This is a genomic window from Duganella sacchari (assembly GCF_900143065.1).
Lineage (GTDB): Bacteria > Pseudomonadota > Gammaproteobacteria > Burkholderiales > Burkholderiaceae_D > Rugamonas > Rugamonas sacchari.
In genome coordinates, this window is the sequence record NZ_FRCX01000002.1 from 1 (window position 1) to 18,310 (window position 18,310).

Sequence of the window (18,310 nt, forward strand, 5' to 3'; positions counted from 1 at the left end):
ACCACCGGCAATAGACCATCGTCGCGCATTAACGCCGCTGCACCGAGACGTCCTTGCTGATACAACCGACGCCAGCTGAACACCTGGTTGGCATTGACGCCATGGTCGCGCGCAATGCGCGCCACCGAAACACCTGGCTGCAGCGACAATGCCACCAAGGCACGTTTGAACTCCAGCGGATGCTGACGGTAGTGACCACGTGAATTGGTGGAAGTGACTGGTTGAAAATTTGTGTCCATAATCAAAATTTGTGGGCACAAATGCCGTGCCAAAATTAGATCATGGATGGTGCTGCGAGCAGAGTCTAGACGGCGCTGGCTTTACGCTTACCGACCAGCCGACGCCAGAGCGTCAGCTGTGAATGACGGAGAGTCGGAAATCATCCAGTCGACGTGGGATAAAACATCCCAAGTGAAGGGCGGTCAGTTTGCCCACATGCGCAATCGGCGGCTTCCCGCTCCAGTGCATGATTTGGCATGAGAGCGGTAGGCCGGGAAATTGGTTTGGTCGCCCAAACACAATGACTCTTTCTTACTGCTCTCTTGCGGTGACTACAGGTTCATCCCGGACTTCCGCGATGAACCTGCATGATTAGCCCGCGATGGCGCCGCGTGCGCTACCTGTACCCAGCGTCCGCCCCAGCAGATCGCGCTTGGAAGTGGATCCCGTGCCGTCTATCGTACCCACGCCCGGCACTACATAGGACGATGAGGCCAGTGCCTCAAGATCCAGGCGCGTGGTGCCTGCCGGATCCCTCGCCAGCAGTCCGGCCGGGCTGCCGTCTGCGTAGATGCCACTTTTCAGAAAGCAGAATGGCACATTATGGGACAGTGAATTGCCCTCCAGGTTCAATTGCGCCACGCCACCGTACGAGTAAATGCCAAATACCGCTTGTTCCGTGCCAAAGCCGGCAGCGCGAATGACGTTGGCACGTGCGGAAAGGGAACAATTGTGAGGGCCACTAGTATCGCCGAAATCAAGGTGCCACGAAATTACCGCATCCGATCTGCCCGACCAGTTCGAAGACGATGAATAAGCGTTGCGCCCGTTGGCTGAATATACTGTATTGCCGTCGAAAATCAGTTTAGTGTTCAGCCGCTGGCCTTTGACAACGATCTGCCCTGGCGTCACCAGCAGCGCTTTGTCGCAATGCAGGAGATTGCCGATAAAAGAGTTTGCCCTGCCGCTATTGTCCTGCAGCGCCGTGCGGCAGTTAATGACGATGTTATTTTGTATCTGGCAGCCGTTGCTGTTGATCTCGCAATACAGGCCGGCACCGTCAAACGGATGGTCGCCGATGCCATTACCGTAAGTATCGACAAAGTTATACTGAACCGTTGTACCGCTAATTGGCGCGATTGTAGTCGGACGTTCCTGCAAGTACACGGCACCTGCCGACGTGCAGCATTTGCCGCCATCGTAGAACCAGTTATATTCGATCAGGCAATTGGCTGAGTTATTCCCAAGCCGCACCCCGCCACTGGAGTAGTGCTGTAACGAACAGTCATGGACATGGACTTGCACCGTGTACTTGTGATCGTCGGCATAGCTACCTAGCAAGGACACGACATTGGTGCCGTGACAGTTGCTCATCTCGAAGCCGGTAATATTGCCGACTGCATCCATATTGTCGAAGGAGCCGATACCAATCAGGTTTGGCGCCTCTTCAAAATCAATATTTTCGACAGTCAAATAGGAGCCGCAACGCAGCAGTAGCAAACAACCGAACTCGTCACCGGCAATGGTGACACTGCCGTAGTGGTCGGTCGGATTGACGCCTTCTGGCGAATGGACATAAATCCGCTTCAGATCAAAATCGGAAACGTAAGAATACTCAGTAGTTTTCAGGGACTGATAATCCTTGAGGAAGGAGTATGAAATCCCCCAGTTGCCATCGCCAAAGCGAACGTAGGCATAATCAAACTTGCGGCCAGCCGGATGCGCAAAATACCAACCCGGATGCTTGGGATCTGGATCCCAGATCCAGTCTGACGCTTTCGGTTTGAAGCAATAGCGTATTTTCGGCAAGCTGTCAGGAGCGCCGCCCGGATCATAGTTGGTCAAATACATACGCTTGTCCGCTGTGCCATTCAGTTTTCGGAAGACGACGGCGTTACTTAGTTCAAACACCGAGTCATTCGCAAGGCCAATGACCGAGCCTGGCACCAGGTTCGCTTCGCGCTTTGCCAGCTCTCCGAGGGTGGCAATTGCCGTTGCCGCTGTCTTGCCGTCTTTGAGATCATCGCCGCGCCGCGCATCAACAAACAACGTGGGAGTACGCACCACAGCACCCGGCGTTCGATGGGCTTTTTGCAGAGCAGCATACTGGGCCGGGGTCAGTCCTGCAGCCTGCTGTGCGTAAGCAAGCGGAAAACGTGCTAGCAAAGTACCGAGCACCGAAAATTTTATCGCATCGCGCCGAGATGTCATGACTACTCCGTAAGTGAAGGGAGTGCCATTTTAAGTGAAATTTTGCTATTTCTTTCACCGCAAGATTGGAATAAGACTAACTGTCATTTTAAATTTCAATCAACGACTAGTCTAAATGTCCGTACTCTGCCTGTCGAAAAAAGCAGGCGCGTATGGAGTAGAGTCCCGTCTACCGAGTGGGGTTCGATTGTCTAGAATGTCGTCCCCAATTTCAGTCCCATGGTCCGTGGCCGGTTGACGGCGATGCGGCGCGTGTCAGGCAGGTCGGCGAACAGTGCCACTGGCAGGCCGGTCTGGCCGATTTTGTCGAGCAGGTTGTCGACGAAGACGGTGGCGGTCCAGCGCGGGTTTTTGCCTATCGGCTGCCAGCCCAGTTTGAGGTTCACTTGCGCGAATCCGGCGTGGCGATAGAACGGGCTGCTGCGGTCGTACAGGGCGTTGGCGCTGCCGGTGTACGTGGCATCGAGCCGGCCGAATCCCGCATAGTTTGCGCCCAGGGTCCAGTTGTACTCTGCCGCCACGCTGCCGCTCCAGCGCGGCACATCCAGCAGCGTATCGCCTTGTTTGGCGCCGGTGCCGGGAACGTCGTTATTGAGCACTGCGCTGACATAGCCTGCGGTGGCGCGAAGCGTCAGTGCGCGCGTGGCCTGGAATGCCGCTTCCAGTTCGCCCCCCTTGCTGCGCGCCGAGCCAAAATTGGCGGTGATATTGAAGCCGCATTGCAGCACGATCTGCTGCTGCACCTTGCTCCAGTCGATGCTGTAGAGCGAGCCATTCAGCGTGAGACGTTTGTTCAGCCACTGGGTTTTGGCGCCGGCTTCATAGTTCCACAAGGTGTCGGGCGAGAAGGTCCGCAGCGCGCTTTCGCTCAGGCCCAGTGTCGCGACTTCCTTGGCGCACAGCGCGGCGGGCGCCGGGTTGTTGGGGCCACCGGGACGATAGCCTTTGGAGACGGTTGCGTACAGTATCGCATCCGGTGTCGCCTGCCACGATAGATTGAACTTGGGGTTGTAGCCTTGGTCGCGCGACGTGCCGGTGATGGCGGAAGGACCTCCATTGAAAAAACCGTCGCCTTGCTGCGCAAAGCCCTGGTTGACGCGGAACGCCCGCACACCGAGGCGCGCTATCCATGCTGGCGTCACTTGGTAGGAGCCTTCCGCGAACAAGGCTGTCTCGCGTACGGTGGCCTGGCGCGCGCCTTTGAAGAAGCTGTCGTAGCTGGTGCCAAACTGATTGTTATACCCGTCGGGGACGGGAATCGACGAGGCCAGCGGCGCATCCACGTGATGGTAGTAGGCGCCGGCGATCATTTGCAGCGGTCCGCTGAAATCGGACACCATCCGCACTTCCTGCGTGAATTCGCGGTTGATGTAGTCGCCGTGCATGCGGCCCGGGTAGACCGAAGTTTGCGGCTTGGGCGAGAAGAAGTAGTACAGCACCTTGGATGCGTCTTCGTCCACCGAAACGCGGCGGTCGTAATAAGAGGTGGACGACACCAGCTCGTAACGCTCGAAGGATTTGCGCAAGGTGAGGTTGGACAGCGATGAATTCTGCACGCTGGGTTCCGCCACCAGCCGGGTCTGAATCAGCCGCTCCAGGCTACCCGGCGGCACATCGATCTGGAACGGCGCACCAAGCAGCATATGCTGATAGTACAGCGACGCGGTCGCCACCAGACCATCGCCCAGGTTGACGCGCAAGGCGATGCGTGCGCCTTTGGTTTGCTCGGTGTTGACGTTGCTGGTCCTGGCGCCGCCCGGCGCGATGGCGAGGATGTTGTTGGCCGCGACCGGATAACGGTCGATATAGCCATCCTGGTCGCGGTAGTAGACGCCGATCCGTAGCGCTGCCACGCTGTCGCTGAGCGGCACGTTGATACTGGCATTGCCTTCCTTGTTCCAGCCGCCGTCCTGTGTGTGCGACAGTACGACGCTGGCTTTGCCGCTACGCTGGTTGAGGTCCGGCTGTGTGCTCACATACTTGACGGTGCCGCCCATGGAACTCGAACCGTACAGCGTTCCCTGCGGTCCGCGCAGGACTTCAACGCGGGCGATATCGAAGATGGCCGGATCGATCAAGCCCCGCAGCGACAACAGCGACGCATTGCTGGACGCGGCGATGGGCGTGTCATCCAGATAGTAGCCCACCGTTCCGGCCGTGCCGGCCACGGAGGAAATCCCGCGGACGATCAGGATGTTCTGTCCCGGCCCGGATGACACCACGGTCAGCCCCGGCGCCTGCCGCGCGATGTCGGACAAGTGCTCGACCCCCATGTGTTCCAGTTCGCGCCAGTCCAAGGCGGTAACGCTGAGCGGCACGCTTTGCAGCGCCTCGGAACGCTTCTGCGCCGTCACCAGCACCTGTTCGACCGGGCCATCCTGTGCCTGTGCCTGGCACCAGCTCAAACCACCGCATATCAGGCTGATTGCTGCGGGCAGAATGCGTATCGAAGGTGGCCGCATCGTGATTCTCCTCTAGGGCGCCGGGCGCTTTGGTGATGCCGCATCCAGCAGGGCTTTGCGCGTCTCGGCTTGCAAGCGCGCCAGTTGGCCCGTGCTTTGCAATTGCCGGTAGCCCTGCTCAAAGCGGTTCAGCAGCTCGCGGGCATTGGGCAGGTCGCGCCGCAGCACCAGGTAAGTGGGAACAGTCGAAATCGTTTTGGGCTGATAGCTCAGGCGCGCCTGCTCGGTCGGCGTCAGCGAGGTCTGTATCAGCATCTTGCCCGCTTCTTCCTCCATCGGGAACAGATCGATGCGGCCCAGTAGCAGCTTGCGCATATTGTTCAAGTCTCCCGCCGCTTCCTGCACCTGCAGTTTGCGCTGCGCGTGCAGTGTTGAGAATTCGTCGGAGTAGTGGTCGCCGAGCGTGGCGCCGATCTGGTACTTGCTCAGGTCGGACAGGGCGTTCCAGTTGAGCTGCATGTCGCGGCGCTGGAAAAACACCATGCGGAAGGTGTAGATGGAGGTATCCGAATACAGCAGCTTGCGGTCACGCTCCGGGGTATGCGCCCAGCCGAAGCCGCCGTCGTACAAGCCCATCATCACCCCCGTGATGGCGCGGTTGCTGGAAACGCGTGCGAATTTGACGGTGACGTTGGAGGCCTTGAACGCTTCCACCACCACCCGCGTGAGCAGGCCGCCGTAGGGCAGGTCCAGACCAATGAAGGGCGGATAGTCGTGGATGGTCAGGGTGACGGAAAGCGGTGCGTCGGCCCGCGCAGGCATGCACGTCAACATTGGCAATCCGGCCAGCAGTGTAAGCAGACACGCACGGCGCCGTGGCCGGGCCGGAGAACCATTGCGAATTGCACAGCACGAAAAGCGCATACGCATATATTGGTGACGGAGAAATGATCTTTCTTTTATCTTACGACCAACTGGCAGTCATGAGGGTATTTTTTAGCGGGAAAGTCGATAATTGCCCCCGGTTCCAGATTAACTGTTGTTCGCGGATTCAGTCTGCGCCGACTGGTACGCGGCGGGAGATACCGCTTGCCAGCGGATAAACGCACGGCGGAAGTTGGCGGTATCGGTATAGCCAAGCTGGTAGGCGATTTCCGGAATCGACAGCTTGCCCGTTTTCAGGTGCTCCAGCGCGAGCATATGGCGCACCTGGTCGAGCACTTCGCGGTAGGACGTGCCTTCCTCCAGCAGACGGCGATGCAGTGTGCGTGGCGTCAGATTGAATAGCCGGGCCGCCACGTTCAGGGAGGGAAACGGTCCCTGCTTTTCCAGCATCACACGCGTGAGTTTCGCCGTCCAGCCGGCATCGGCGCTCATCCTGTGCATCTCGCGCTGACATGCTTGTATGGCCTGCTGCAGCGTGGTGGGATCGGCCATGGCCAGCGGCGCAGTCAGCGCCTCGGCAGGGAAGGCGAAGCCGCACCAGGACTGCCCGTAGCGCACCTCGCAGTTGAACAGTTCGCGCGCCAGGTCGGCATAGCATGGCGCCTCAAACGGAAAACAGATGCAGGCGACGGACGCGCCGCCCGAGGTAATGTAGTCGTACAGGTTTTTGATGGTCAGCACAATCGCTTCCAGCACGGACTGCCGTACCTTGCGCAGTGGTAGAAGCTCGTCAAACACCAGCTGGACTTGCGCGCCTTTGGCCTGATGCCGCACGGCGACCAGGCGGGTGCGGGTGAGCAGGTACTGCTCCATCAAGGCGATCGCTTCGCTCAGCGTGGCGCTGTTCATGGTTGCATAGCCCAGCATGCCGTGGCTATTGATTCGCATGCGCTCGCCGACCAGCAAGCCGAAAGCCGGTTCGCCGGTGGCATCGATGGCGTCCTGCACCGACTGTTCAAATACATCCAGGGCCAGCACCTGTACCTCGCCGGCGGGCAGCGCGTCCCAGCGGTTACGCACAAAGGACGCGGGCAGGGGCACATTCATGCGGCGCACCTGGTCGGTAATCTGGCGGATGTATTGGACCGGCAGGGCGAATTGCAGCGTATGCATGGCGGCGGGCAGCAGTGAACGAACTGTCGATTGTCAAAAAATGACTGCTGGATGTCAAGCCCGCACCTCGCTGGACTGTGGCGCTTCCCCTACGATCGTGCTGTCAGAACACCACACTTTCAGCCCATGTTCACGCTATTCAAAAAGAAGCAGGCGGCAACGGCCCATATCAATGGCGCGCCGCTGACTGTCCTCCCGAGGGAGACCTTGTTGCAGGCCGCGCTGCGTAGCGGCGTCGACTTTCCCCACAGCTGCCGGGTTGGCGGTTGCGCCACGTGCAAATGCCGGCTGGTGAGTGGACGGGTCAGGGAGTTGACGCAGTCCGCTTACGTGCTGTCGGCTGCGGAGCTTGAGCAAGGCTACATCCTCGCCTGCCAGTCGGTGCCGGCCACGGATATCGCCGTGGAAGTTGATCTGGCCGCGCGACCCGCGAGCCGCCGCGTCACTGGCCGCGTGCTTGCCCAGCAGCGGCTTACCCATGACATCACGCTACTGCAAATACAACTGGATGAAGGGTTGACCTACAAGGCTGGACAGTTCGCCCAGCTTGGCCTGGCGGCGCTGGGCGAACATGCACGCAGCTATTCGTTTGCCACGCCGATGCAGGCGGATGCACAGGTCGAGTTCTTCGTACGGAAGGTGGAGGGCGGTGCATTGTCGACGCTTGTCAATGAGCGCGACCTGACTGGTGTAGCGGCCATCGTGGAAGGGCCTTCTGGCGATTGCTGGCTGCGCCCCGGCTCCGGCCCGCTGGTGATGGTCGCAGGCGGCAGCGGCCTTGCACCCATCCTCGCCATGCTGCTGGATGCCGCGCAAACCGCGAACACGCGGCCAGTCACCTTGCTGTTTGGCGCGCGCACGGAAAGCGATCTGTATGCGCTGAACGAGATCGAAGCGATCCGTCAGCAATGGCGGGCGCCGTTCACATTTATCCCCGTGCTGTCGGCGCTGTCCGGCGACGACGCGTGGCGCGGCGCGCGCGGCATGGTTGGCGATCATCTGCCCGTACACATTGGCGAGGCTGCGCAGGCTTACCTGTGCGGGCCGCCGGCCATGGTCGATGCCTGCACGGCGGCGCTGCTGGCGCGTGGTGTCGCGCACGAACACATTTTTGCAGACCGCTTTGCAGACCGCTTTATAACAATAAGGAGACCTTGATGAGCATTTTGCATTACCTGAAGTATTTCCTGTTCCATGTGATCGGGCTCAGCGCCCTGGTCGCCATTGTCGCTGGCGGCAGCAGCATCCCGCTGGGTCTTGTTGCGATACTTGGACTGTATCTGCTTGGCGATGCGATCGGCGGCGATGACGTGAGTACGCCCACCTTCCGTCATCCCGGCATTCTGACCTTCCAACTGTGGCTGGCGTTGCCGTTACTGGCGCTGATTGTATTCGCGTCAGTATGGAGCGTGTGTACTGCCGATGTTCTCGGTGTCGGCGCGCAGGTGACGCAGCTGACAGGCTATGACGTACTTGCGGCACGCAACGCCACCAGCATGTCGCAGCACCTCGCGGGCATCGTGCTGACTGGCCTGATGATAGGCATGATCGGCACCATCACCGCGCACGAACTCACGCACCGCACCTGGGACCCGGTATCCATGCTAATCGGCCGCTGGCTGCTGGCCTTCAGTTTCGACACCACCTTCGCCATCGAGCATGTGTACGGCCATCACCGCTACGTTTCGACGCGGGACGATCCGGCGACGGCGCCGCGCGGACGCAATGTGTATCTGCACGTGCTGATTTCCACCATCCGTGGCAACGCCAGCGCATGGCTGATCGAGCAAAAGCGCTTGCAGCGCGAAGGACGTAGTGTGGTTTCGCCACGCAATGCCTTCATCCGCGGACATCTGATGAGCGTAGTGCTGGTCGCTGCTGCCTGGAGCGCCGGTGGCCTGGCGGCGGCAGGTTACTTCGTGCTGTGCGGCCTGGCTGGCAAGGCCTTGCTGGAGATCGTCAACTACATGGAGCATTACGGTATTGTGCGTGACCCGGCGACACCGGTGCAGCCGCGCCATTCATGGAACACCAATCGCCGTTTGAGCTCCTGGACCATGTTCAACCTGACGCGTCATTCCCACCATCACGCGCAAGGCGAAGTGCCATATCAGGATCTCAAACCGTTCCAGCACGCGCCCATGATGATCAGCGGCTACCTGACCACCATTGTCGTCGCCATGATCCCGCCGTTGTGGCATCGCCTCATGACACCCAAGGTGCTGGCCTGGGACCGCGATTTCGCCACGCCCGCCGAACGCCAGCTGGCCGCCGAAGCCAATCTGCGCAGCGGCATGCGCGCTTTCCATGCGCGGGGGCAGCATGGAATTTGATTACGTCATTGTTGGCGGTGGTTCCGGTGGCGCGACACTGGCGGCGCGTCTTAGCGAAGACCCCGCAACCACGGTCTGCCTGATCGAAGCGGGCGGCGATGGCCGCGGCATTCTGGTGCGGGCGCCAGCAGGTGTGGTGGCGATGGTGCCGGGCCGTCCGAAGATCAACAACTACGCCTACCAGACGGTGGCGCAACCAGGGCTGAATGGACGGCGCGGTTATCAGCCGCGCGGCAAATGCCTGGGCGGCTCCAGCGCGATTAACGCGATGCTGTATATCCGCGGCCAGCGTGAGGACTATGATGGCTGGGCGCAGCAGGGCTGTGCCGGCTGGTCGTTTGACGAGGTTCTGCCCTATTTTAAACGCGCCGAGGGCAATGAGCGCGGCGCCTGCGACTGGCATGGCGCCGACGGCCCGCTGCAAGTCGCGGAGCAGCGCAGCCCGCGCCGCATCACTGAGGATTTCGTCCGCGCCGGCATGGAGTGCGGCTACCCCCGCAATGCGGATTTCAATGGCGTCAGCCAGGAGGGCGTAGGGCACTATCAGGTCACGCAATTCCACGGAGGCGCGCGCAACGGCGAGCGCTGCTCTGCTGCAGCGGCATATCTGGATCCGGTGCAGGACCGCAGCAACCTGCACGTGCTGACCAACACGCAGGCCTTGCGCGTGGTCTTCGATGGCCGGCGCGCCATTGGTGTTGAAGTGCGTCGTGGCGCCGGCACCCGGATTATCCGCGCCCGTGGCGAGGTGGTCCTCGCCGGTGGCGCCTTCAATACGCCGCAGTTGCTGATGCTATCCGGCGTAGGTGATCCGGCCGAGCTGGAGGCGCACGGCATCGCGGTGCGGCATGCATTGCCGGCGTTGGCAAGAACCTGCAGGACCATCTCGATTACATTCTGGCCTACCAGTGCGATGAAAAGGATTTGTTCGGCATCGGCGCGACAGGAGCGTTGCGTCTTGCGCTGGCGGCCAACGAATGGCGCAGGACGGGGCGCGGCCTGATCGCCACACCGTTTGCCGAAGGTGCGGGATTCATCAAATCCGACGCTGGCCAGGCGCGGCCGGATTTGCAGCTGCATTTTGTGATCGGGATGGTGGACGATCATGCGCGCAAGCTGCGCCTGGGTTACGGCTTCTCGTGCCACGTATGCGTGCTGCGTCCGAAATCGCGCGGAGAGGTTGGCCTCTACAACGCCGATCCGCAGTCGGCGCCGCGCATCGATCCGCACTTCCTTTCGCATTCAGATGATCTGGACCTGCTGGTCAAAGGCGCGAAACAAACGCACGCGATCATGAGCGCGCCAGCGCTGGCCAAGTATCGGCACCGCAACCTGTATCCGGTTGACTTCAATGATGACAGTGCGGTTGCGGCGCAGATCCGTGCGCGTGCCGACACAATCTATCATCCGGTGGGAACCTGCAGGATGGGCAGCGATGCCATGGCGGTCGTGGACCCTCAATTGCGCGTGCATGGGCTGCAGGCTTTGCGCGTGGTCGATGCCTCGGTTTATCCGACTCTCATCAGCGGAAATACGAACGCACCGACCATCATGATTGCGGAGCGCGCTGCCGACTGGATACGCGGCGTCAGCGGACGCCCAGCGCGGTGAGCGCGCGCTGCCAGTAGCTGCGGCGCTGTGGCAGGCCATTGGTGCCGCCGTTGATACGCTGGGTCAGCAGGCGGAAGTTTTCGTCCGCGTCGGCGCCGCTGGTCTTGTCGGCCAGCTCGTTCAGGCCGTGCGCCTGCCAGAACCAGGCGGCGGACATGGCGGCGCCAGTCGGTTGCTGCAGCAGGTCGGGATCTTTCACCGCATCGATGCCCATGGCCTTGGAAAAGCTCGCGTAGTTCTGGCGGCCGGTCAGTTGTATCAGGCCGCGCCCGCGGTAGGCCCAACCGTCGCCACTGGCTTCGGGGCCGTTGCCCATGCGGTTGGCGTACACATTGTTGGCCAGCTTTTCCGGTTGATGGCTGTAGGCTGCTGCAATCTCGTCGCTGGTAAAACGTTGTGGCCACACGGCGCGCAGGCGTTCGGCGGAATAGCTCAGGGATTCCTGCAACTGATGGAACTCCGACGATTCCAGCAGCACCTGCGCCAGAAATGCCGCTTGCCGCAATGGCGTCGAGATGTCGCATGCTTTCATGCAGCTGTTGATCGGGTCGATCCACTGTGCGGCGCGCGCTTCCGCATCAGCCGTGGTCAGTATGGCCTGCAACTGCGCCTTGGTGATGTCGCTCATAGATTACTCCTGTTAGATATGCGGGAAATGGACCCGGAGACCGGGTCCACAGTGCGGCGCCGGTGGATCAGGCAGGCGCTTTGTCTGCTGCCGGTGCTACTACGCGTGGCTGGATCGAGGTTTGCAGGATGTCCAGTACGCGCGCCAGGCCTTCAGGCATGCCACCGTCTTCGGCCAGCACCTGTACGTGGTACTTCGCCGAATTGTCCGAGCTGCGGGTGTTTTCCTTGTGGGTAGCAACCGAGCCTTCCAGGTGGACGTTGACGCTGACAGGACCCCAGCCAGCCTTGATGTCGGCCGAGAATTTGCCCGATTTGTCTTCGGTCTCTTTCGAGGCAAACGAGGACTTCACTTCCATGTCGAAGGTGATATCGACCTTGGTGATGGACAGGCTAGGGATTTTCACGATGGCCAGCAGCGGCACATCCAGCGAGACATTTTCTTCCACCGTCTTCTTCGGATCATTGGGATCCGCAACCGGGCGGGTGAACGCGAAGTGCGCCAGGCGGGTGCTGCCGACGCCTGCAGGATCGTTGTCGGCCGGTGGCAGGAAGCCGACGTGCTTGATGAAGTCGGCGGTGGCGTTGGCCAGTTTGACCTGGGCGTCGCAAGCGGCGGCCAGCGGACCACCGATCAGATCACCCATCGGCAGACCTTTAAACTGGGATGCCATATCAATCAGTTCAGACATTATTTTGCTCCTCGAAAGTTAAACGCAGTTCCACATAAAGATGCGGGCTTGTATCGCCTGGCCGGTAATGCATGCAGCCCAACGACGAACTAAGCTTAGGGTGTTAAATTCAAGGAGAAATGACCTTTTCTGACGGCTACCAGTGTTACTGCTTTTGACGAAAAGACGACATCCAGGCACGCAGCCTGGAAGGAACAGAACGCGCAGCAAGCTGCGTTGTGTGATGCGTTTCCAGCTCATTCTGCAGCGCCGCGTTCAGCTGAAAAACATAGCGGGAACGCGGCGCCATTGCGTCAGCAGGAGCGGGCCGGATGCGTAAGCGCACGCTTTCGTGCAGCACCTGTACGTCCAGCGCCAGCAAGGGTGGCCGGCGCAGCATGCGGCGCCACCAGGGCGGCCGCCGCATGCTGAAGTCCAGCTCTATCCTTCGCTCCCAGCCGGCCTTGCGCGACACGCAGTAACCGTAGACGGTGAGTTCCAGCGTGTGCAGGCACAGGGCGTAGTTGCGATGAAAGCTCGCGGCCGGAATCACAACAGCCACGCTGCCGTCGCTGTACTGGATGTCTGGTGCGCTTGCGCAGCGGATGGCGGGCTGGCATTGCAAGGCCAGGTCTTGCAGGCTGCGGTTGGCGTCGTCGTACGCAGCCTGCGTGGCATCGCTGAGCAGGCCGACGTGGTGTGTGGCGCCATCATGCTTAGCCTTGCGCATGATCGTCCAGGAACGCAGGCTTGCGGTCGAAGCCGATGTTGTACACGGCGTATTGCAGCACGATCTGATGCTCGCCGACGTTGTACAGCCCAAAGCTTTTTTCCACGTTCAGGATGTAGCCGCGCGGTGTGGAGCACAGGCAGCGGTTCACCATGTCCATCGATTCCTGCACCTCTTTTTCGGTCCGCATGCTTTGCGGGTTGTCGTTGCCGACCACGATGCGCTTGATGAAGCGGATATTCGCCAGGTGAAAATTATTAGGGTTCAACGCAACCTCCTGTAGTTATTCAGCGGCCTGCTGTTTACGGACGTGTACCGGACCCTGCGCTTTCACCACATCATTGACCAGCCGCGCCAGGCCTTCGGATTTCTCCGTTGCCACCAGCTTGAGTTTGATGTGGGCAGCGTTGCCGTTCTTGGCCGCGAGCGTGCCGGTGCCGGGGTTGACCATGAGCGTGGCCTTTTTTTCCGCCGGCGCGGCGCGCCCCAGCTGGTCGATGATCCCTTCGTGCACGTCGGGCCGCTCCTGTTCTTCAAAGCCGCCGATTTCCACATCCAGATCGATCTCGGCCTCGCCGATAATGAGCGAGCTATGTGGCACCAGCGAAATCACGGGCACCTGGTACAGATAGGCGCTGTCAGGTTCGGCGTTGCTGTGGATGGCCGGCAGCTCCACCTCGATCACGCTGGGTTTGTGGAGGTCGTCGAAGAAGGACGCAATATTTGCCAGCTGCGCCTTTTCAACCATGTGCTGTGCATTCATGATCGAGCCCGCGATGGCCCGCACCATGTCTTCCAAACTAGTCAAGATCGCCATAGGATTTCCATTAGTTGTTGATCGGATTACCACGACCTAGAATAGCGGCGTCGCGGTGGCTCAACCTGACCGAATCTGGCGCTGGCGGCACAAAGAAAAAGGGAGAGCGAGCTCTCCCTTTTTTGCGTGGCGATGCGGTAGTTATTTGGGCGGCGCGCCTGCCGTCATTTGCGTCAGCGTTTTCTGGACCAGTACTTCCGAGGCCGCGCTGGCCGAGTTCAACAAGGTCATGGTTTGCTCCAGCTGTTCGCGCACATGCGTGCCGACGTCGTTGGCGTAACCTGCAATCACGATGCCGACTTCGTCCTTGGTCTGCGCCCGCCGCAAGTCGCTGGCACATGCCTGCGTACGGCTGCTGATGGCGCTCAGCGTACTGGCTTGCTGCTGCGACCAGGTGCGAGCCAGGTCCTGCTGCAAGTCGGCCAGATTTTTGAACGCGTCGGCCACCGGGCCGGCGGTCACGGCGTCCAGTTGCGTGTGCAAGGCACGGATGCCCGCTGCCGTCTGCTGTTCCGACCACTGCTTGCTTGCGCTGATCGTGGCCTGGACGATGTGTGCCCAATGGGCTTGTGCGCTGTTGTGGGATGAGCTGCTCATGATTTTCCTTTAAAGAGAGAGTAGAGGTTGTTCAAGGCTTTTTCCCCAGCTGATCCAGCATGGCGATGATGGCCTGCATCTGCGGGGACTTTTTTGAAAAGAAGGCCGGATACTGCCTGTCTTCGTCGGAGTAGCCCCAGAAATCCCAGCACCCTTTGGGATTCGCCGGGATGCCCCTGGAGCGCATGGCTTGCGGATACAGCACGATCATCTTGTTGGTATCGGCATATTGGTTGTAGCCGGTGCCGGCATAGAAATGGTCGCCGATATAGCGCGCGCCTTGCTGGCAGCCATGGAAAGCGATGTGGACAATGCAGCTGTTCTGCTGGCAGTAGGTGGGAACATAGACGTACGCCTCGTCATCCATGCTGCTGAGATCGCCGGTGATAAAGGCACGCTGATTGAACCGAATGATTTTCCCGCTGGGCTCGGCCTTGCTGGGCGGCTTGCTGGCGTCGCCATAAATATGCGCCAGCAGCACCTGGGACTGCGTGAAGTCACAGTTGTTGATATAGGGCGCCCTGGTTTCGCCGCATGGCACATCGTCCTGTTCCCGGGTAACGATGGAGTGTCCGGCCGCGACGTCCTTCGAATACAGGATCTGTTTATCCGGATCGGCCACGGCCAGCCGGTAGTAGTTGTAGCTGGCATCCACCACGATCGGCGCCACGGTCGGGTCTTTGCTGCCGCTGAAGATGTAGGCGCGCTGGCGGCTTAAATTGCTGACGGGATCAATCAGGCCCTGGTCGGCGAATCGTTTGGCGTTCTCGAGTGACTTGGCGCCGTCCGCAGCGGCAAAGCGCGACGCTGGCGCCATGCAGGTGGTGACGGCGTTTTGCAGAAAGCTCAACGAGGGATACGTGCCGGCGCAGTAAAAAGGACCGGCGGCAATGATGCCGACGCCGATGAAGCGGGAAGAGTAGGCCGTGGCCAGTTGCGCCGCCATAAAACCGCCGGAGGAAATGCCGGATACCGAGGTCTGGCTCAAATCGGCGCCCAGCGCGGGCAGTGGCGTTGACTCGGCGTAGGCTTGGGGCAGCAGTGCAGTAATTAACAGGCCGAGTGTCAGCACCTTGAATGAGGCTAGTCGCATGTAACTCTCCTTGCGTAAAAAAAGTTAAGAGAACCTGGATGTTTCATATCGATGATAGCGGGGAATGGGAAAATGTCGATGTCATTTCATGACATTCAAGGATCAATAATCAGCACATCTCCAAAAGAAAAGCCACGTACGCGTTCCGTCTTTAAAGGCAGTTTGACGTGGATGTGGGTTTCTATTTTCTTGCGCAGGCGTTTGACCATGGTGTCGATGCGGTTCTGGTCATAGCTCAGATAATCCTCGCCAAACTCCTTGACGATTTTTTTGCGGGAGACAGCCTCATTCACTTCCACCATGCTGAATATTTTGAGGAAGTTGAATTCAAGGCTGGTCAGATTAATCGACTCGCCGGCCGGCGCCTCCAGCCGGCGGTCGCGCATGTGGAGACGCCAGCCGGGGTTGAGCTGGCGTGCAAGTGTCAGGATGCAAGCCAATATTTCCGAGCGTTGCTCTTCGAGATTGATGGCGCTGTCAGGGGCACGCCGGCCACAGGCAACCAGATCTTTCAGGTTAATGATCTGGTAGCCAGCGTCGTGGATTATTTCGGGTAACTTATGGGTATAAGCGTCGTCATGGCGGAGTACAAGTAGTTCCAGCATATCTGTTCCGTTATAATATTGGCAACAGACAAATGTTATTGCGAAAATAAAACGCAATTCTGACAATATCTGACAGAGTATTAAAAACTAATTTATAAACCACACTTTCGAAAGTTAATCGACTTTTATTGCTCCCCAGTTGAAACGCACGCCGTCATTATTGCCCGGGACAGGGCCGGGACTGTCGGCAATCAAGGCGCCGCTTGACGGGTTAATACGTAAATAAAAGTTAGTTTGTAATGACAGGAGTATCAGCTCGCCGGTGGGAGTTTCTATCCATTCAAAAGCCTCGGCAATACCGGGGCGTACCGTTTGCAGCGTGGCGGCGCCATCGGCGCCTACGCTCAGATAATTGCCGCCCGACTGCAGTGCGATACGGCCCAGGCCCAGATCGCGCACCGTGAAAATCAGCGGCTGGCTGGCGGCCGGGCCGTTGGCGGATTTAAGCTGGATGTGCTGCTCATATGGAATCGCACGCATGTGGCCGTGCGGGTAGGGCTGATAAACGTCGAAGCTGTTGAAGTCGGCCCAGCCGCCGTTCTGCTTGCTGGTGTTGTAGTGGAACAGGCCGTAGCGCACGCCTTGCGAGGTCACGGGCTGGAAGATCATGGTGAACTCGTCGCCGACAGGCTGGAATTTTTCGCCATCCAGCGAGTAGCTGAAGCGTGCTTTCTCCGTGAGGAAATCGCACTCGGCCCGCAGCCACAGGCGCTGCGCGTTGATGGCGAGGCGCGTGGTCTGGTTGCGGGCCTGATCGAACAGCGCCAGCGACAGCTTGCTGTTGCTGCGTTCCACGCCCAGCGTCGCGTAGGGCAGGGCAAGCAGGGCCAGGCCGGCGACGTCGTTGTCCAGCAGGCCGCTGACATCCACCGCCACCGTTGGCGACGAGACAGGGCCAATGGCACGCTGCGTCAGCGTGTTGCGCGCATCCCAGAACGCGCTGGCGGGCATGGAGTGCAAACGCAGAAAGCCGGGACGTTCGCTGAGCGACCATTTGTCCTCCACCGGGACGTGGTTCCACTGCCAGACGGGTTTGAGCGTGGTGTCGGAGAATTCGTCGCTGCGCTCAAACGGCGCCTTGATCTGCTGGCGCTCCGTCACGCGCGGCTTGATCCAGGTGCGCGGATTGCGTCCGGGATTGCCGGGCAGGCCGAAATAGGGCCAGCCATCCTTCCACGTGACCGGTGCGAGGCTGAGCAGGCGGCCAACGGCGTTATAGTCCATCATCGAGAAGCCCCACCACTCGCCAGCTTCGGTCAGCACGATGCCGCCCTGGTGCATGGCGGTGGCATCGCGCAGGGACGGATCGGGCGGTGTCACCTCAAACGGATACTGTCTGTTTCTCAGGCGGTAGCCGGCCACCATGCCAAACCCTTCCTCCTTGCTGATGGCCGGGTTGACCTCATACGGCCCGTAGATAGTGTCGGCGCGCGCGGCCGGCATGCGCAGGCCGCCGATATCGTTGGCGCCCAGGATGTAGTACTTGCCGTTGATTTTGTAGAAGTGGGCGCCGCCGCCCATGCCGTCCGCCTTCGAGAACAGCACTTTCTCCGTGCCCGGCACGATGTCCAGCAGGTCATCGGTGAGCTGGGCGATGTGCATTGGCTGACGGTCCCAGACGGCATATACCTTGCCGTCATCGTCAAACAGCACCGACAGTTCTTGCAGGCTGCGCTTCATCTCCCAGCGTGTCCACGGGCCGCGCGGGTTGACGGCGGAATAGACCTGGGTACCGCGCCCGTTCACATTGGCGAAGATGTAGAACACGCCGTTGCGGTAGCGCAGGCTGGGCGCCCAGATGCCCTGGCCGTAAATGTTCTTGCCGCCCTCCAGCCGGTAGGCCGGGCCGAAGTCGATGCGGTCGGCCGCGTAGCCCAGAAACTCCCAGTTGACCAGGTCTTTGGAGCGCAGCAGCGGCAAACCGGGCATGGCGTGCATGGTGCTGCCGGTCAGGTAGAACCATTCGCCGGCGCGTATCAGGTCGGGATCGGACAGCTCGTCGTAGAACAGGGGATTGGTGAAGGTGCCATTGCCGTTATCCGGTATCCAGGTGCGGATGGACAAGCCGGTATCCGGCCGTGCTTCTTTTTGCGCCACCGCCGGCAGTGTGAACACTGTCAGTAGCGCCCAAATGATGGCTCGCTTCATATCGTCCCCTCGGGTTGCCTCCTGTGCGCCTAGGGTACCATTTTGCCGCCCGCCGCCGATTCGTTCCCTTCCTGGCTGTCGTTGCACGAGGAAGGATTGACACAATCAGCAGCATATATCAAAATGAGAATCATTATTGTTTAGTTTTCGCATTTACCGCACCCGCCGGCAAGCCAGGTAGATGTCAT

16 protein-coding genes and 1 pseudogene are annotated in these 18,310 nt (G+C 59.9%); 3 read left to right on the forward strand and 14 right to left on the reverse strand.

The window, feature by feature from the left end:
- From BUA36_RS03980 to BUA36_RS04000, 5 genes are all read right to left on the reverse strand, one after another.
- Positions 1–239, reverse strand: a 239-nt coding sequence (locus BUA36_RS03980) for a transposase (protein ID WP_139260337.1), incomplete at its 3' end; no start/stop codon positions are given.
- Positions 240–591: 352 nt separating this feature from the next.
- Positions 592–2,430 carry a hypothetical protein gene (locus tag BUA36_RS03985; protein ID WP_139260338.1) on the reverse strand — a complete coding sequence of 613 codons (1,839 nt, stop codon included), beginning with the start codon at positions 2,428–2,430 and terminating at the stop codon, positions 592–594.
- Positions 2,431–2,621: 191 nt separating this feature from the next.
- Complete coding sequence (locus tag BUA36_RS03990; RefSeq protein ID WP_072781587.1) at positions 2,622–4,892, reverse strand: TonB-dependent receptor; 2,271 nt, start codon at positions 4,890–4,892, stop codon at positions 2,622–2,624.
- Between the two features lie 12 nt (positions 4,893–4,904).
- Positions 4,905–5,666: a substrate-binding periplasmic protein gene (locus BUA36_RS03995; RefSeq protein WP_229215474.1), complete on the reverse strand. Its 762-nt coding sequence runs from the start codon at positions 5,664–5,666 to the stop codon at positions 4,905–4,907.
- Between the two features lie 198 nt (positions 5,667–5,864).
- The gene (locus BUA36_RS04000; protein ID WP_072781591.1) at positions 5,865–6,890 is read right to left on the reverse strand and encodes an AraC family transcriptional regulator; all 1,026 of its coding nucleotides are present in this window, start codon (positions 6,888–6,890) and stop codon (positions 5,865–5,867) included.
- A gap of 126 nt (positions 6,891–7,016) precedes the next feature.
- Between BUA36_RS04000 and BUA36_RS04005 the strand changes: the two genes are divergently transcribed.
- The 3 genes and pseudogenes from BUA36_RS04005 (at position 7,017) to BUA36_RS31665 (ending at position 10,834) form a co-directional block, all read left to right on the forward strand.
- Complete coding sequence (locus BUA36_RS04005; RefSeq protein WP_072781593.1) at positions 7,017–8,048, forward strand: 2Fe-2S iron-sulfur cluster-binding protein; 1,032 nt, start codon at positions 7,017–7,019, stop codon at positions 8,046–8,048.
- Complete coding sequence (locus tag BUA36_RS04010) at positions 8,048–9,223, forward strand: alkane 1-monooxygenase (RefSeq protein WP_072781595.1); 1,176 nt, start codon at positions 8,048–8,050, stop codon at positions 9,221–9,223. Before BUA36_RS04005 ends, BUA36_RS04010 begins: the two co-directional genes overlap by 1 nt.
- A pseudogene (locus BUA36_RS31665) lies at positions 9,213–10,834 on the forward strand (GMC family oxidoreductase). Before BUA36_RS04010 ends, BUA36_RS31665 begins: the two are co-directional and overlap by 11 nt.
- On the opposite strand, the gene BUA36_RS04020 reads toward BUA36_RS31665, so the two are convergent.
- The 9 genes from BUA36_RS04020 to BUA36_RS04060 all read right to left on the reverse strand — a co-directional run bounded on the left by BUA36_RS04020 (position 10,812) and on the right by BUA36_RS04060 (position 18,122).
- The gene (locus BUA36_RS04020) at positions 10,812–11,462 is read right to left on the reverse strand and encodes a glycoside hydrolase family 19 protein (RefSeq protein ID WP_072781597.1); all 651 of its coding nucleotides are present in this window, start codon (positions 11,460–11,462) and stop codon (positions 10,812–10,814) included. The pseudogene BUA36_RS31665 and the gene BUA36_RS04020 sit on opposite strands and share 23 nt — an antisense overlap.
- 67 nt (positions 11,463–11,529) lie before the next feature.
- Positions 11,530–12,153, reverse strand: coding sequence for a DUF2589 domain-containing protein (locus BUA36_RS04025; protein ID WP_072781599.1), 624 nt, complete (start codon positions 12,151–12,153; stop codon positions 11,530–11,532).
- Between the two features lie 145 nt (positions 12,154–12,298).
- On the reverse strand, positions 12,299–12,862 hold the full coding sequence (locus BUA36_RS04030; RefSeq protein ID WP_072781601.1) for a hypothetical protein: 564 nt from the start codon (positions 12,860–12,862) through the stop codon (positions 12,299–12,301).
- Positions 12,849–13,130, reverse strand: coding sequence for a hypothetical protein (locus BUA36_RS04035; protein ID WP_072781605.1), 282 nt, complete (start codon positions 13,128–13,130; stop codon positions 12,849–12,851). Before BUA36_RS04035 ends, BUA36_RS04030 begins: the two co-directional genes overlap by 14 nt.
- Positions 13,131–13,145: 15 nt before the next feature.
- A complete protein-coding gene (locus tag BUA36_RS04040) occupies positions 13,146–13,679 on the reverse strand; it encodes a DUF2589 domain-containing protein (protein WP_072781607.1) in 534 nt (177 codons plus the stop codon).
- A gap of 141 nt (positions 13,680–13,820) precedes the next feature.
- Complete coding sequence (locus BUA36_RS04045) at positions 13,821–14,276, reverse strand: hypothetical protein (protein WP_072781609.1); 456 nt, start codon at positions 14,274–14,276, stop codon at positions 13,821–13,823.
- Between the two features lie 31 nt (positions 14,277–14,307).
- Positions 14,308–15,369, reverse strand: a complete 1,062-nt coding sequence (locus BUA36_RS04050; RefSeq protein WP_084559984.1) for an extracellular catalytic domain type 2 short-chain-length polyhydroxyalkanoate depolymerase — start codon at positions 15,367–15,369, stop codon at positions 14,308–14,310.
- Between the two features lie 95 nt (positions 15,370–15,464).
- On the reverse strand, positions 15,465–15,974 hold the full coding sequence (locus BUA36_RS04055; RefSeq protein ID WP_072781610.1) for a winged helix-turn-helix domain-containing protein: 510 nt from the start codon (positions 15,972–15,974) through the stop codon (positions 15,465–15,467).
- 114 nt (positions 15,975–16,088) lie between these two features.
- Positions 16,089–18,122, reverse strand: coding sequence for a glycoside hydrolase family 43 protein (locus tag BUA36_RS04060; RefSeq protein ID WP_084559985.1), 2,034 nt, complete (start codon positions 18,120–18,122; stop codon positions 16,089–16,091).
- Positions 18,123–18,310 lie beyond the last annotated feature (188 nt).